Below are 13789 nucleotides of genomic sequence, written 5' to 3'. Positions count from 1 at the left end.
GATGGACGCGCGGGGGGCCGCCGGCTCGCGCCGACGGCCCCCCGTGGTTCGCCGGATCAGTCCAGATCGAACTGACCGCTCTTCGTGCCGGCGAGGAAGCCGAGCCAACCGGCCCGGTCGAACAGCAGCACCGGCCCGCTCGGGTCCTTGCTGTCCCGCAGCGCCACGGTGGCCGGCCCGGAGCCGAGCGGTGCGACCTCCACGCAGTTGGAGGTCTGGCTGCGGGTGCTCTTGCGCCAGGCGGCGCCGGCGAGCCGTCCCGAGCCGGCGGTCGTGCTGGTGTGGATCTCGTTCATGGTGCTTGCTCCTGGTGAGGTGCTCCGATGGGACCGAGCGACGCCGGAGCGCGGGCGGTGTCCGTGCCGGATCACCGTTCCGTGGTGAGGCGCCCCGAGTCCCGGCGACGCTGGGCCGGCGCCGTTGCCGGCCCGTACGCCACCGTGGACTCGACTGCCGTGCCGGTCAGCCGTCCCGTCGCCTCGATCAACCAGGAGAGGGTGTCCGATGCGGAGAGTGCCGACGAGCATAGCCACTCGAACACCACTTTATAGCGATTTAGGGTGTTTACCTCGGTCGACATGACGTCGGTGAACCCACCTTCGATGGCGAGTGTCTCCGGATCGAGAGGATCGGCGAACCGATAGACCGAGAACGCGGTCGGCGGAAGGTACCAGTCACCGACCCGGGTGTCCCGCAGCAGCAGACGCAGCGTCACGTTCGGCAGCAGCGCCATCTCGCACAGGTGGACGAGCTGTTCGTGCAGCACCTCCGGCGGCCCGGCCCGGCGGCCGAGCGCCGCCTCCTCCAGCACCGCCGTGTAGCGGGGCACGTCGGGGGAGCGGGTCAGCAGCGACTGGCGGGCCTGCCGCGCGCGTACCTCGGTCTCGGGATCCTCGGTCTCCGGGTCGCCGGCCTCGGCGGCGACCTGCGCGGCGGACAGGATCCGGTGCCGGGCGTACCCGGGCGTCTGCAACAGCCCCGGCACCAGCACCGGGTTGTACTCGGAGATCTCCGCGCAACCCGCCTCCAGCTCGGCGAAGGCGCGCTGCTGCTGGGTCATCACCGGGAAGTTGCGCAGCCAGCCGCGCATGTCGCCGGCCTCGTGGGTGATCCCGGTCAGCTCCGCGCGCTGCTCCTCGTCGGCGCCGTAGAGCGTCAGCAGGACGTCCACGTCGTCCGGGTCGGGACGGCTGCGGCCGTTCTCCAGGCGGGACAACTTGGATGCGGAGGCCCAGCCGATCCGCTCGATGACCTGGTCACCGGTCAGACCGGCCTGTTCGCGGAGCCGACGCAGCTCGGTGCCGAGTCGACGACGGCGCAGAATCGGGCCTGGTACGGCAGGAGGCACGGCGTCCTCTTTCCCGTCGACCGTCGCTTGACGCGACGGTAACTGTATGAAATTCGCCCCCCACGGTCAGTATGGACGGCGCGACCGGCGTCGGAGGCTCCGGCACGGGCGTGTCACGAGACAAAAAGAGGACCGTGGAGGGACCCCGATGCGCACCGTCCTGCGCCGCCCCGACTTCCGTCTCCTGTTCGCCGCGCTCGTCGCGAGCATGGCGGCGGAGTCGGTCCTGCTGCTCGCCCTGGCCGTCTGGGTCAAGGACCTGACCGGCTCGGACAGCATGGCCGGGGCGACCATCTTCGCGGTCATCGCGCCGATGGCGCTCGCCCCGCTGGTCGGCTGGGTGGTCGACCGCTACCGCAGGCGGCAGTTCTTCATCGCCGCCAACCTGGTCGCGGCGGTGCTGCTCGGCCCGCTGCTCACGGTCCGGGACCGGTCCGACGTCTGGGTGATCTACGTGGTAGCCGCGCTCTACGGGCTGTCGTACATCACGCTCACCGCCGTACTCAACGGCCTGATCCGGCATCTGGTTCCGCCCGAGCTGCTCGCCGACGCGAACGGGCTGCTCCAGACCGTCCGGCAAGGGCTGCGGCTGATCGGTCCGCTGGCCGGGGCGGGCGTGTACGCCGCCGTGGGCGGCTGGCTGCTGGTGCTGCTGGCCATGACCGGATTCCTGACCGCGGCGGCGGTGGTCGTGCGGCTGCGGGTGGAGGAGCGCACACCGTCGCGCCCGGATCGGCGCGGGCCGTCCGAACTGGGCGCTGGGCTGCGCCACCTGACCGGCGAGCCGGCGCTGCGCCGGGCGCTGCTCGGATACGGGCTGGGCTCGCTGGTGATGGGCTTCACCGAGTCGCTGATCTTCGCGTACGTCGATCTGGGTCTGCACCGCGACGCCGCGTTCGTCGGCGTGCTGGTCATGGTGCAGGGCGTCGGCGGGCTGGTCGGCGGCCTGTTCTCGGCCGCCGTGGTCCGCCGGTTCGGCGAGGTCGGCGCGCTCGCCGCGGGCGTGACGTTCTTCGGACCGGCAGCGCTGGCGCTGGCGTACCCCCGGTTGTGGCTCGGGGTGGTGGCGCTGCTGCTGGCCGGTCTGTCGCTGCCGCTGACCATGGTGGGGTTGAACACGCTGATCCAGCGGCGGACGCCGCCGTGGCTGCTCGGCCGGGTCACCGCCGCGTCCGAGGCCCTGGTCAGCGGTCCGCAGGCGTTCTCCATCGGCACCGGCGCGCTGCTCGTCGGCGTGTTCGACTACCGGCTGCTGTTCGCCCTCGTCGGTGCCGTCACCACGGCGGCCGGCCTCTACCTGTGGCGGGGCCGCGGGCTGACCACGCCGGTCGCCGCGCCGGTCCGGATCCCGTCACAACGCCGGCCGGCCGACGACGGGGTGCTCAGCCGCGGAGGCTCCTGACCGACGGCGAACGGCCGCACCCGGATCGGGTACGGCCGCTCGTGGTGTCGCGGGAGATCAGCCGGGCAGCGCCGCGAGGTGCTGCTTGACCTGGGTGATCGAGGGGTTCGTCAGGGCGCTGCCGTCGGCGAAGCGCAGCGTCGGGACGGTCTGGTTGCCGCCGTTGACGCTCATCACGAAGTCCGCGGCCGTCGGATCCTGCTCGATGTCGACCACCTCGTACGCGATGCCCTCCCGGTCGAGCTGCGACTTCAGCCGGTGGCAGTAGCCGCACCACGGGGTGGAATACATCGTCAGCATGGTCTGATCCTCCAAGGGGTGACTCGCGCCCGGTCCGATCAGGCCAGGCTAACCGCTGCAACGTCACACGATGCTGGGATGATTCCCTGCTGTGGGCGTTCACTCAGCGGCGGAACAGGTGCTGGCCGGGCTGGATCCGGAGCAGCGCTCAGCGGTGACCGCCCCGGCCGGGCCGGTCTGCATCCTGGCCGGCGCCGGCACCGGCAAGACCCGGGCGGTGACCTCGCGGATCGCGTACCGGGCGCTGACCGGCGACATCGCCGGCCGGCATGTGCTGGCGGTCACCTTCACCGCCCGCGCCGCCGCCGAGATGCGCAGCCGGCTCGGCGTGCTCGGGGTGCAGGGGGTGCAGGCGCGCACGTTCCACGCCGCGGCGCTGCGGCAGGTCCGCTACTTCGCGCCCCGGCTGCTGGCCGGGCGGGCCATGCCGGAACTGCTGGACAGCAAGGTGCGGGTGGTCACGCTCGCCGCCGCCAAGGTCGGCCTGCGCGCCGACCGGGCCGCCGCGCGGGACCTGTCCGCCGAGATCGAGTGGGCCAAGTCGTCGCTGGTCGAGCCCGGGGAGTACGTCGTCGCCGCGGCCAAGGCGCTGCGCGAGACGCCGTACGAGCCGGCCCGGGTGGCAGACGTGTTCGACGCGTACGAGCGGCTCAAGCGCGGCAACGGGGTGATCGACTTCGAGGACATGCTGCGTGCCGCAGTCTGGGGCATCGAGGAGCACCCGGACGTGGCCGAGCAGGTGCGCAACCAGTACCGGCACTTCGTGGTCGACGAGTACCAGGACGTCAACCCGCTCCAGCAGCGGCTGCTGGAGGCGTGGCTGGGCGGCCGGGACGACCTCACAGTGGTCGGCGACGCCAGCCAGACGATCTACTCGTTCACCGGCGCCACCTCGTCATACCTGGTCGACTTCCCCCGCCTGCACCGGGGCGCGACAGTCGTCCGGCTGGTCCGCGACTACCGCTCCACCCCGCAGGTCGTCGGGCTCGCCAACGCGGTGATCTCGCAGGCCCGGGGCACCGAGGCGCGGCTGCGGCTGGAACTGCACGGCCAGCGCCGGCCCGGCCCGGAACCCGACCTGCGGATCTTCACCGACGAGCCGGCCGAGGCGAACGCGGTCGCCGCGCGCTGCCGGGCGCTCGTCGCGGGCGGCACCCCGGCCCGGGAGATCGCGGTGCTGTTCCGCACCAACGCGCAGTCCGAGGCGTACGAGAAGGCGCTGTCCGAGGCCGGTGTGCCGTACGTGCTCCAGGGCGCGGAGCGGTTCTTCGAACGGCCCGAGGTGCGCCAGGCGATGATCGCGTTGCGCGCCGCCACCCGGTCGGCCGACGCGGGGACCCCGCTGCCGGCCGCCGTGGTCGAGGCGCTCACCGCCGTCGGCTGGGCGCCCGACGCGCCACCGCCCGGCGGTGCCGCCCGCGAGCGGTGGGAGGCGCTCGCCGCGCTGGTCCAGCTCGCCGAGGAGTACGCGGCGCAGGCCGAGGAGGAACCCGGCCTGACCGGGTTCACCGAGGAACTCGCCCGGCGGGCCGCCCAGCAGCACGTGCCCACCGTCGAGGGGGTGACACTCGCGTCGCTGCACTCGGCGAAGGGGCTGGAGTGGGACGCGGTGTTCCTGGTCGGGCTGGCCGAGGGCACGCTGCCCACCACGTACGCGAAGACGATGGAGCAGGTCGAGGAGGAACGGCGGCTGCTCTACGTCGGGATCACCCGGGCCCGGGAGTGGCTCTGGCTGTCGTACGCCACGGCCCGCTCGCCGGGTGGGCGGGCCCGGCGGCCGTCGCGGTTCCTGCCGCAGCTCGACCGGTCCGGCGGCGGCGAGCGGGCCGGCGGCGCCGGGCCGGCGCGGCGGGCCGAGCGGCGCCGGCCGCAGGTGGTCTCCTGCCGGATCTGCGGCGCCACGCTGCTCGCCGGCGCGGACCGCAAACTGGGCCGCTGCCCGACCTGCCCGTCCGACATCGACGAGGAGCTGTACGAGCGGCTGCGCGAGTGGCGGCAGCGGGTGGCGGGCGCGCAGAAGGTGCCGGCGTACGTGGTCTTCACCGACGCCACCCTGACCGCGCTGGCCGAACGGAAGCCCGGACGCACCGAGGAACTGGTGGCGATCGCCGGGATCGGGCCCCGAAAAGTCGGGCTTTACGGGGATACGGTGCTCGCCCTGGTGGCGGGCGCCACGGTGGACGACGTCTGCCCACAGAAAACTTCTGAAAACTAGCCGTAAATCGTTTGCCCTCCCCCGAGGACGAGGAATAGCCTCATGGCACACCTCGCGAGCGGCGCCGTTCTGGCTGCTCAACGGGGATGAGTCCACGGTCGGCACGAGGAGAGTAGGGAGGTGGCACCAATGAAGATCTTCACCTATGAGCGTCTTGCGGCGATGCCGTCTGCCGTCGCTCCGCTGTCGGCTGTCCGGGTGGCCCTCGCCGCTCGACCGTCGGCTCCGCAGGTGCACCAGGTTCCGGTTCAGGCCGAGCTGAACCTGACCGTTGCGCCGATCGCCGGAGTCGAGGGGACCAGTGGCTTCGCGGGCAAGGGCATCGATGGCGCCACGAAGCGCACGGATGTCCGCGGTGTTCCACCTCGAGGTAGACCGGTCTGATCCATCAGACCACCGGCTCACCTCGAGGCCGCGGAACCCGCATACCGGGATCCGCGGCCTCAGTTTTTTGTCCCGCCGAAGTACGTCGGAATGCGATCCACGAGATCGAAGTGAGAGAGAGGTGACCGGAGGATGAGTCTGGCGTTGGCCCCCCTCGACGTGAGCGTCGACGTGGAGGCGAACCTGCCCTGCCGGAAGTTCGACCCCGACCTGTGGTTCTCCGACTCGCCCGCCGAGCTCGAGCTGGCCAAGTCGCTCTGCGGGGACTGCCCGCTGCGCGTCGAGTGCCTGGCCGGTGCGGTGGAGCGAGCGGAGCCCTGGGGCGTCTGGGGCGGCGAGATCTTCGAGCGTGGCGCGGTCGTCCCGCGCAAGCGGCCCCGTGGCCGTCCGCGCAAGGAGGACCTCGCCCGTGACGCGCAGCTCCGGGTCGAGGCGGAGGCGCGACTGGCGGCCAGCGGGCTGTCCGAGTCGCGGAGCTCCGTCCGGCTGGCAGCCTGACACACCTACGTTCCGAACCCGAACCGATGCCGGTGTCCCTCCACCGGCCGACCTGAAAGAGAAACCCTGATGCTGAACCTGCCGAACGGATTCGAGATGCAACTACTCCACGAAGCGTTGTCCAGGGCTCGAATGCGCCGGCCTCAGGCCGGTCGCACCACCACGAGCACTGAGGCAACCCGTTCCGCCCGTACCGTCGCCATGCGGAGTCGCAGCCAATCGGCCCGCGACCTGGGCGTTCTGTAGGACGATCGTGAGGAAGGGGCGGTGACCGACCAGGTCACCGCCCCTTCGTAGTCTTCCGGCGCCGGCTTGCGCTCAGGCCACCGGCGCGAAGCCCGGCAGCCAGCGTTCCAGGATCGACCGGTAGGACGCCTTCGCCTCCAACTGGCAGAGCACCCCGATCGACCCCAGCGTGACCCGGTGGATCATCAGGTACGACGGCGGCAGGTTGAGCTGCCGGCTGAGCTGGTAGGCGGGGGAGCGCGGGCTGGCCAGCCGGGTCGCCTCGGCGCGCAGCCAGGCCCGGGTGAAACGGAACTCGTCGGCGGCGATCGGCTCCAGCATCGGACGCAGGAAGTCGAGCACGGCCGGGGCGTCGATCGACTCGGTACGGCTGACGAAGCCCTCGGCGCGCAGCCCGTCCACCACCGCGTCGGCGTCCCCGCGCAGCGCCAGCGCCGCGATCCGGCCGATCGGCTCGGGCGTGCCCTGCGGCATCCGGGCCACCGCCCCGAAGTCGATCACACCGAGCCGGCCGTCCGGGAGCAGCCGGAAGTTGCCCGGGTGCGGGTCGGCGTGCAGCAGCCCGGCCCGCTCCGGCGCGGACAGGTGCAGCTCGGCCATCAGCCGGCCGGCCTCGTTCCGCTGCTCCTCGGTGCCCTCCCGGATGATCTGCGACAGCGGGATGCCCTCCACCCATTCGGTGATCAGCACCCGCGGCGCGGCGTCGAGCACCTCCGGGATGAAGATGTCCGGGTCGTCGGCGTACGCGGCCGCGAACGCCCGCTGCGACTCCGCCTCCAGCTCGTAGTCCAGCTCCTCGGTGATGCGCTCGCGCAGCTCGGCCAGCAGCGGCTTCACGTCCAGCCCCGGCTGGATGGCCCGGAACATACCGCCGAGCCGGGAGAGCTGCTTGAGGTCGGCGAGCAGGGCGTCACCGGCACCCGGGTACTGGATCTTCACGGCCACGTCCCGGTGCCGGGGGCCGCCCTCCGCCTCGTACCCCGGGTCGCGCCAGACCGCCCGATGCACCTGGCCGATGCTGGCCGCGGCGGCCGGGGTGTCGTCGAACTCGACGAACCGGTCCCGCCAGTCCGGGCCGAGCTGCTCGGCGAGGACCTTGTGCACTGTCGCGGCCGGCAGCGGCGGCGCGGCCTCCTGGAGCTTGGTGAGCGCCTGCCGGTAGGGCGCGGCGACCTCCTCGGGCAACGCCGCCTCGAACACCGACAGGGCCTGGCCGAACTTCATCGCCCCGCCCTTGAGCTGCCCGAGCACGCTGAACAACTGCTCGGCGGTGCGCTGCTGGATCTCGGCGGAGATGACGTCGGACGCGAGGCCGGTCACCCGCTTGCCCATGCCGAGGACGGTTCGACCGGCGAACCCGAGCGGCAGGGCGGCGAGTTTGGCGGTGCGGGACACGGCCCGGCGCGGGATGTCGGTCACCCGGCCATTGTTACCGACGCGGGGCCTCCGCTGCTGCCGTGCGGCGGGTAGCGGCCGGGGCCGACCGGATCGGGCGACGCCGGCAGCAACCGCAGGAGGGGTGCGGCGGCCACCGTCGGTAGCGGACCCGGCCCGGCCCGCGGATCTCCACCGCGCCGCCGAGCGTCTCCGGCTGGGCGCCGTCGAGCTGGGCCAGCACCTCGGCCGTCGCGAAGGCCGCCGCGGCGAGCCGGGTGGCGGCGGCGCAGGCCCGCTCGCCCCGGTCGGCGGCGAGCTGGGCGGCGAGCGCGGGCCAGTCCGGATCCCGGTCGCCGCGGTGCAGGTCGAGGCAGCGCAGGCAGGGACCGACGGGCGGGCGGACCAGCGGGCCGATCACCGGTACGCCGCCGCGCAGGTCGAGCAGCAGGTGCGGCTGGCGCCGGCGGGCGTACCCGGTGGCGAGCAGCTCGGCCGGACGGTCGACGCCGAGCTGCACCACCAGGTCCGGCCGGGTCGCCCGCGACGGGACGGTGACCGTTCCGGGCGCGCACCGCTCCAGCGCCGCGCGTACCGCGAGGGCCAGCGGCCGGCCCAGCTCTGCGGCGGTCAGGCCGGTCCCGACCAGGTCACCGCCGCCGACCGGGCCGGCCAGATCGGGTACGACGTGACCGACGCCGGCCTGCGCCAGCGCGACGGTGACCGCCGCGCCGAGTCGTCCGGTGCCGGTGACCAGCACCCGGGCGTCGCGGCGGCGGCGCAGCAGCCGGGCCGGTGTGCCGGGCAGGTCGGGCGACGCGAGCGCCAGCGCGGCGGCCTCGGCGGTCAGGCGGGCCCGTGTCGTCCCGGCGAGGTCACGGGGGAGCAGTGCTTGTGCCGGCACCACCAGCCCGGCGTCCCGGAGCGTGTCGAACAGGGCGCGTGCCTCGTCGGGCGGAACCCGGGCGGCGCGCGCCTCGGCCAGCACGACGCGTTCGCTGCGGGTGCCGTCGAGCAGGTCGAGCAGGCGGGCCGTCCCCGGAGAGGACATCTCCAGCAGCACCGCACGGCCGGGCGGCTCGCCGAGCTGGAGCGTGTGCCGGTCGCGCCAGAGCCGCGTCAGGCCGGGGAGCAGGACGGGACGGACGAGCGGTGTCGGGTCGGTCACGCCACTGATGGTGACCGTCTCCGCGCGCTCCGTCGCTCGTTGTCCACAGGTGCGGCGAGCCGTGGCCAGCGTTGTCCACAGGTTCTCGCCGGTTTTCCACAACTAGCCGGTAACTCTGTCGGCTACACGACCGGGGAGGACGGCCGGCGGCCGTCCTCCCCGGTGTCTGTCGTACGGGTCAGACCTTGGCCTTGCCCAGGATGCGGTTCACTGTTGTGCCGCACACCGGGCACTTGCCCTTGGCCATGTTCATGCCGGTCTTCGAGACCTCCACGTGCCCCTCGAAGTCCCGCTTCTCCTTGCACTTCACGCAGTAACCGTTGTAGGTCTGGGCCTGGTCGGCCACGGTAGCCTCCTCGTCTCGTCCGCCGGAGGTGCCCGGCGGTCTCCCTGCGGCGGCCCACGCGTGGCACCGGCGCCGGGGGGTTCTCCGCGGTCAGTCACCTGACCGTGGTTGGCGGACCCTACCCAGGTACGGGCAGTTCCATGTCAGCTGTGCGCCGACTCTGTGAGCAAGTCGACGTCGAGAGTGTGCATGCCGAGTAACGTCGGATAAGTCAGTTTCGCGCGGACACGCCGGATGAATGCACCCAGATCCGCTTCGCGCGGCCCCACCGACCGTCACTCGTCGTAGATCACTTAACGTGAACAGGGCCGGTCAGGTGATGGTCAGCTACCGTCGCAAAGAATTTTTTTCCGGACTCCTGACAATCAACCGCCACTTTCCGGGCGCGTGTCGTCGTGTTGACTCTTGCGGAGTCCTGGTCAGTACGCATTAGCTTTCCATCGTGACAGTCAACCGAGGCTGCGCGGACCGGTAATGGCCGTGACGCGGAAGCCCGTCGTCGAGGTGCGGCGCAGCCAGCGTCGGCGGCGCACGGTGTCCGCGTACCGGGACGGTGAGCGCGTCGTCGTGCTGATCCCCGACCAGTTCTCCCGGGCCGAGGAGAGCGAGTGGGTCGACCGGATGCTCGCCCGGCTCGCCGCCCGCGAGGGCCGGCTGGCCCGCTCGGACGCCGAACTGCTCGCCCGCGCCGCCCGCCTGATCGACCTCTACCTGACCGAATACGGGTCGGCCGCCGCGCCGGCGAGCGTCCGCTGGGTGACCAACCAGAACGGCCGCTGGGGTTCCTGCACGCCCGCCGACCGCACCATCCGGATCTCGCACCGGGTCCAGGACATGCCCGACTGGGTGATCGACTACGTGCTGCTGCACGAGCTGGCGCATCTCATCGTGCCCAGCCACAACGCCGACTTCTGGGCGCTGGTCGCCCGCTACCCGAGGTCGGAGCGCGCCCGCGGCTACCTGGAGGGCGTGGCCGCCACCGCCGCCATCCCCTGACCGCCGCCCATCGCGGTCGATCATGAAGTTGGCCTGGCGTTTCGTCCGCTTCGTCACCGCCAACCTCATGATCGTGAACGGACGCGGGTGGGGCGGGGGTTAAGGTCGGCGAATGTCGCGACGTGTGGTGGTGGCGCTGCTCGGCCCGGTGACCTGGACGCCGCCCGGAATCGATCCGGCGCGATGGCGTACCGCGCTCGCCGAGGACGTGGTGGACCTGCTCGCCACGCTGAACGAGGTGGAGACCGCCGTCGCGGTCACCAGCCGGGACCGATGGCTGGCCGACGCCCTGGTCTGGCCCGGCACCCAGGTGTACGAGGTGCCCGAGCCCACGCCGAACGCGGTGTTCGCGGCGATCACCGGCGACCAGGCGGCCCGCGATGACGGGGCGGGCGGCTACGACCAGGTGGCGGTGGTGGCGGCGGACGCGCCGGACGTGCCCGGGCTGACGCTCGGCAAGCTGCTCCGGCCGCTCACCACCCGGCCGGTGGCGGTGGCTCCGGTCGAGGGGAGCGGAACCGGGCTGCTGGGAGTGGCGGCGCGACTGCCCGTACCGGCGTGGCTGCCGACGCTGGACCTGGACACCACCGCGCCGGCCGAGGTGCGGCGGGCGGCACCGAGCCCGGGCGACGTGGCGGTCACCGCCGGCTGGCACCGCCTGCGCGGGCCCGCCGACCTGGCCGCGCTCGATCCGGCCGTCGAGGGCTGGGAGGCCACCCGCGCCCTGCTGTCCGGCCACCCCGTCTGACACCCCACCGCCGCCCTGCCCGCGCCCACACCGCTCCACCCCGCCGACGTCGTCGATCTGTGAGTGGGCTTCTCAGTTGCTCCCCGGCTCCCGGCTCCCGGCTCCCGGCTCCGAGAGATCTTGGTACGAAACGGCCATGGGGGCCCCTTCCTGCCAAGATCTCCACCGATCCCACCTCTCGGAACGCCAGTCTCGCCCGATGGGCGGCGCTCGACGCAGCAACAAGCCGATAGAGGAACTCGCGGGGTGGGGACGGGGTGGGACGCGGACGGGCCCGCACGGTGAACCGTGCGGGCCCGTCCGCGTACGCGTCAGTGCTTGTCGTCGTCCTCGCCGGGGGACTTCTCCTCCGGTGCGCCGGGGGCGGAGAAGTCGAAGTTCGCCAGCTCGTCGTCGAGATCGGTGCTCGTCGTGGCGAACGCCTCCGGGGCGGCGAAGTCGTCGTCGGAGGGCAGCAGGTCCGGGTGGCCCCAGACCGCGTCCCGCCCGGCGATGCCGCGGTGCTCGGTCAGCGCCGCCCACAGCACCGTCGCCTCACGCAGGCGGCGGGGCCGCAGTTCGAGGCCGACCAGCGCGGCGAACGTCTGCTCGGCCGGGCCACCCGCGGCGCGGCGGCGGCGGAACGCCTCGCCGAGGCGTACGACGTTGGGGAGGCGGTCACCGGCAGCGCTGTCGACGACGTGGCAGACCCAGCCCTCGACCAGGGCGAGCACGGTCTCCAGCCGGGCCAGCGACGCCTTCTGGGCGGGCGTGTCCTCGGGCGTGAAGATGCCCTCCAGCGCGATCGCCTGCATCGACTCCGGGTCGGTCGGGTCGACCCGGCCCATCGCCTCCTCGATCGCCTCCCGGTTGACCCGGATGCCCGCGGCGTAGTTCTCCACCGCGGTCAGCACGTGCCCGCGCAGCCACGGCACGTGCTGGAACAGCCGCTGGTGGGCGGCCTCGCGCAGGGCCACGTAGAGGCGTACCTCGTCCTCGGGCAGCTCCAGGCCCTCGCCGTACACCTTGATGTTGGCGGGGACGAGCGCGGCGGTGCCGGCGGGGCCGAGCGGCAGGCCGATGTCACCGGCGGAGAGCACCTCGGCGGCGAGCGAGCCGAGCGCCTGGCCGAGCTGGCCGCCGAAGAGGGCGCCGCCGAGCGTGGCGACCATCGACTGCATCGGGCCGAGCTGGGCGCGGGCCTCCGGCGGCACCAGGTCGCCCATCGCGCCGACCATCCGGCTGGCCACCGGGTCGCAGAGCTTGCGCCACACGTCGAGCGTCTTGAAGATCCACTCGTTGCGGTTCCAGGCGACCGACGTGCGGATGCCGGAGGGCCACGAGGTCGCCGGCTCCAGCCACAGGTCGGCGATGCGCAGCGCCTCCTCGACCGCGTTGCGTTCGAACGGCGACACCGCCGGATCGCCGGCGGCGGCGAGCTGGCTGGCGGCTACCTGCCGGGCCAGGTCCCAGTTGACCGGCCCGCTGCCCGGCGCCGAGAGCAGGTGCTGCAACTGCGACATGAACTGCTGCATCGCCGCGGGATCGTTGGGGTCCGGTGGTTGACCACCCGGGAGCGCGAAGCCGAACGGAATATCAGGCACGACGTCTACGGTACGCGGGCCCCGCCGCAGGTCGTGCCACTCGGCGTTGCGCTGAGGGCGAAGTCCGCCGGTCACCGCGCCGGATGGCAGGGGACGGATCGGTACGCTCTGGCCCATGAGACGTCGCGGCGTGACCGTCCTCCTCGGTGCCCTGCTCACCGCCCTGCTCAGCATCGGCGTGCTGAGCGTGCCGCTGCCGTACGTGGTGCTCGGCCCGGGTCCGACGGTGAACACGCTGGGCAGCGAGGACGGCAAGGAGGTCATCCAGGTGACCGGCCGCGCGACGTCCACCTCCGCCGGTCAGCTCCGGCTCACCACAGTCGGTGTGCAGCCGACGGTGCGGCTGCGGTCGGCGCTTGCCGGATGGTTCTCCTCGGACGAGGCGGTGGTGCCGCGGGAGCTGGTCTACCCGCCGGGGGAGTCGCAGGAGGAGGTCGAGAAGCGCAACGCGGAGGACTTCCAGAACTCGCAGACCAGCGCCGAGACGGCGGCGCTGCGTGAGCTGGGCTACCCGATCAAGGTGCTGGTCAAGGCGGTCACGCCGGGCGGCCCGTCGGTCGACGTGCTGCGCCCCGACGACGTGGTCACATCGGTCGACGGGGTGCCGGTGACGAGCGCGGCGAAGCTCACCGAGCTGATCCGGGCGAAGCCGGCGGGCACCGCGCTGACGATCGGCTACACCCGTGGCGGCACCCCGGGTACGGCCACGGTGACCAGCCGCGAGCAGGACGGCCGGCCGCGCATCGGCGTCGAGATCGACCAGCAGCAGCCGCACCCGTTCACCCTGAAGATCGACCTGGGTGACATCGGCGGGCCGAGCGCCGGGCTGATGTTCTCGCTCGGCATCATCGACAAGCTGGAGCCGGCCGACCTCACCGGTGGGAAGATCATCGCCGGTACCGGCACCATCGACGACGAGGGTCGCGTCGGCCCGATCGGCGGCATCGCGCAGAAGCTGGTCGGCGCCAAGGACGCGGGCGCGAAGGCGTTCCTGGTGCCCGCCGACAACTGCGCCGAGGCGGCCCGTAACCCGCAACCGGGCCTGCCGCTGCTGAAGGTCGCCACGCTGGGTGAGGCATTGACGGCACTCGAGACGCTGCGCGCCGGGGGACAGCCGACGCGCTGCTGACGCGGGCCGGGCGGCGGTCACGGCGCGGATCGTGACGTGACCTTGACCCGAC

At 72.6% G+C, this 13789-nt stretch carries 14 protein-coding genes; 7 read left to right on the top strand and 7 right to left on the bottom strand.

Annotation, left to right across the window (positions count from 1 at the left end):
- Positions 1–56: 56 nt before the first annotated feature.
- Together NMK34_RS26055 and NMK34_RS26050 are read right to left on the bottom strand one after the other, a co-directional pair.
- Positions 57–296 carry a DUF397 domain-containing protein gene (locus NMK34_RS26055; RefSeq protein WP_318335594.1) on the bottom strand — a complete coding sequence of 80 codons (240 nt, stop codon included), beginning with the start codon at positions 294–296 and terminating at the stop codon, positions 57–59.
- Between the two features lie 71 nt (positions 297–367).
- Positions 368–1348 (bottom strand): helix-turn-helix domain-containing protein, encoded by a 981-nt coding sequence (locus NMK34_RS26050; protein ID WP_135241923.1) that lies wholly within the window; start codon positions 1346–1348, stop codon positions 368–370.
- A gap of 46 nt (positions 1349–1394) precedes the next feature.
- Between NMK34_RS26050 and NMK34_RS26045 the strand changes: the two genes are divergently transcribed.
- Entirely contained in the window at positions 1395–2750 is a 1356-nt protein-coding gene (locus tag NMK34_RS26045) for an MFS transporter (RefSeq protein WP_412098920.1), read from the top strand.
- Positions 2751–2807: 57 nt separating this feature from the next.
- Here the strand turns inward: NMK34_RS26045 and NMK34_RS26040 are convergent, their stop codons facing one another.
- Complete coding sequence (locus NMK34_RS26040) at positions 2808–3050, bottom strand: mycoredoxin (RefSeq protein ID WP_018784736.1); 243 nt, start codon at positions 3048–3050, stop codon at positions 2808–2810.
- A 91-nt stretch (positions 3051–3141) separates the two neighbouring features.
- On the opposite strand from NMK34_RS26040, the gene NMK34_RS26035 reads away from it, so the two are divergent.
- From NMK34_RS26035 to NMK34_RS26025, 3 genes are all read left to right on the top strand, one after another.
- Entirely contained in the window at positions 3142–5265 is a 2124-nt protein-coding gene (locus NMK34_RS26035; RefSeq protein ID WP_318335592.1) for an ATP-dependent DNA helicase UvrD2, read from the top strand.
- A gap of 129 nt (positions 5266–5394) precedes the next feature.
- A complete protein-coding gene (locus tag NMK34_RS26030) occupies positions 5395–5649 on the top strand; it encodes a hypothetical protein (RefSeq protein WP_318335591.1) in 255 nt (84 codons plus the stop codon).
- Between the two features lie 132 nt (positions 5650–5781).
- A complete protein-coding gene (locus NMK34_RS26025; RefSeq protein ID WP_013288404.1) occupies positions 5782–6147 on the top strand; it encodes a WhiB family transcriptional regulator in 366 nt (121 codons plus the stop codon).
- Between the two features lie 318 nt (positions 6148–6465).
- On the opposite strand, the gene NMK34_RS26020 is transcribed toward NMK34_RS26025, so the two are convergent.
- From NMK34_RS26020 to NMK34_RS26010, 3 genes are all read right to left on the bottom strand, one after another.
- Entirely contained in the window at positions 6466–7812 is a 1347-nt protein-coding gene (locus NMK34_RS26020; protein ID WP_318335590.1) for an AarF/ABC1/UbiB kinase family protein, read from the bottom strand.
- Between the two features lie 10 nt (positions 7813–7822).
- Complete coding sequence (locus NMK34_RS26015; protein ID WP_318335589.1) at positions 7823–8935, bottom strand: TOMM precursor leader peptide-binding protein; 1113 nt, start codon at positions 8933–8935, stop codon at positions 7823–7825.
- A 178-nt stretch (positions 8936–9113) separates the two neighbouring features.
- Positions 9114–9281 (bottom strand): DUF5679 domain-containing protein, encoded by a 168-nt coding sequence (locus NMK34_RS26010; protein WP_007464795.1) that lies wholly within the window; start codon positions 9279–9281, stop codon positions 9114–9116.
- A gap of 474 nt (positions 9282–9755) precedes the next feature.
- On the opposite strand from NMK34_RS26010, the gene NMK34_RS26005 reads away from it, so the two are divergent.
- Both NMK34_RS26005 and NMK34_RS26000 read left to right on the top strand, forming a co-directional pair.
- Positions 9756–10277, top strand: a complete 522-nt coding sequence (locus NMK34_RS26005) for a M48 family metallopeptidase (protein WP_318335588.1) — start codon at positions 9756–9758, stop codon at positions 10275–10277.
- Positions 10278–10389: 112 nt separating this feature from the next.
- The gene (locus NMK34_RS26000; RefSeq protein ID WP_318335587.1) at positions 10390–11025 is read left to right on the top strand and encodes a hypothetical protein; all 636 of its coding nucleotides are present in this window, start codon (positions 10390–10392) and stop codon (positions 11023–11025) included.
- A 311-nt stretch (positions 11026–11336) separates the two neighbouring features.
- Here the strand turns inward: NMK34_RS26000 and NMK34_RS25995 are convergent, their stop codons facing one another.
- Entirely contained in the window at positions 11337–12608 is a 1272-nt protein-coding gene (locus NMK34_RS25995; protein ID WP_082171395.1) for a zinc-dependent metalloprotease, read from the bottom strand.
- 115 nt (positions 12609–12723) lie between these two features.
- Between NMK34_RS25995 and NMK34_RS25990 the strand changes: the two genes are divergently transcribed.
- On the top strand, positions 12724–13737 hold the full coding sequence (locus tag NMK34_RS25990; protein ID WP_318335586.1) for a PDZ domain-containing protein: 1014 nt from the start codon (positions 12724–12726) through the stop codon (positions 13735–13737).
- The last annotated feature ends 52 nt before the right edge of the window (positions 13738–13789 follow it).

The organism is Micromonospora sp. BRA006-A, assembly GCF_033433935.1.
GTDB lineage: Bacteria > Actinomycetota > Actinomycetes > Mycobacteriales > Micromonosporaceae > Micromonospora > Micromonospora aurantiaca.
Note: the sequence above shows the minus strand (reverse complement) of the source record. Positions and strands in the feature narration are given on the sequence as shown.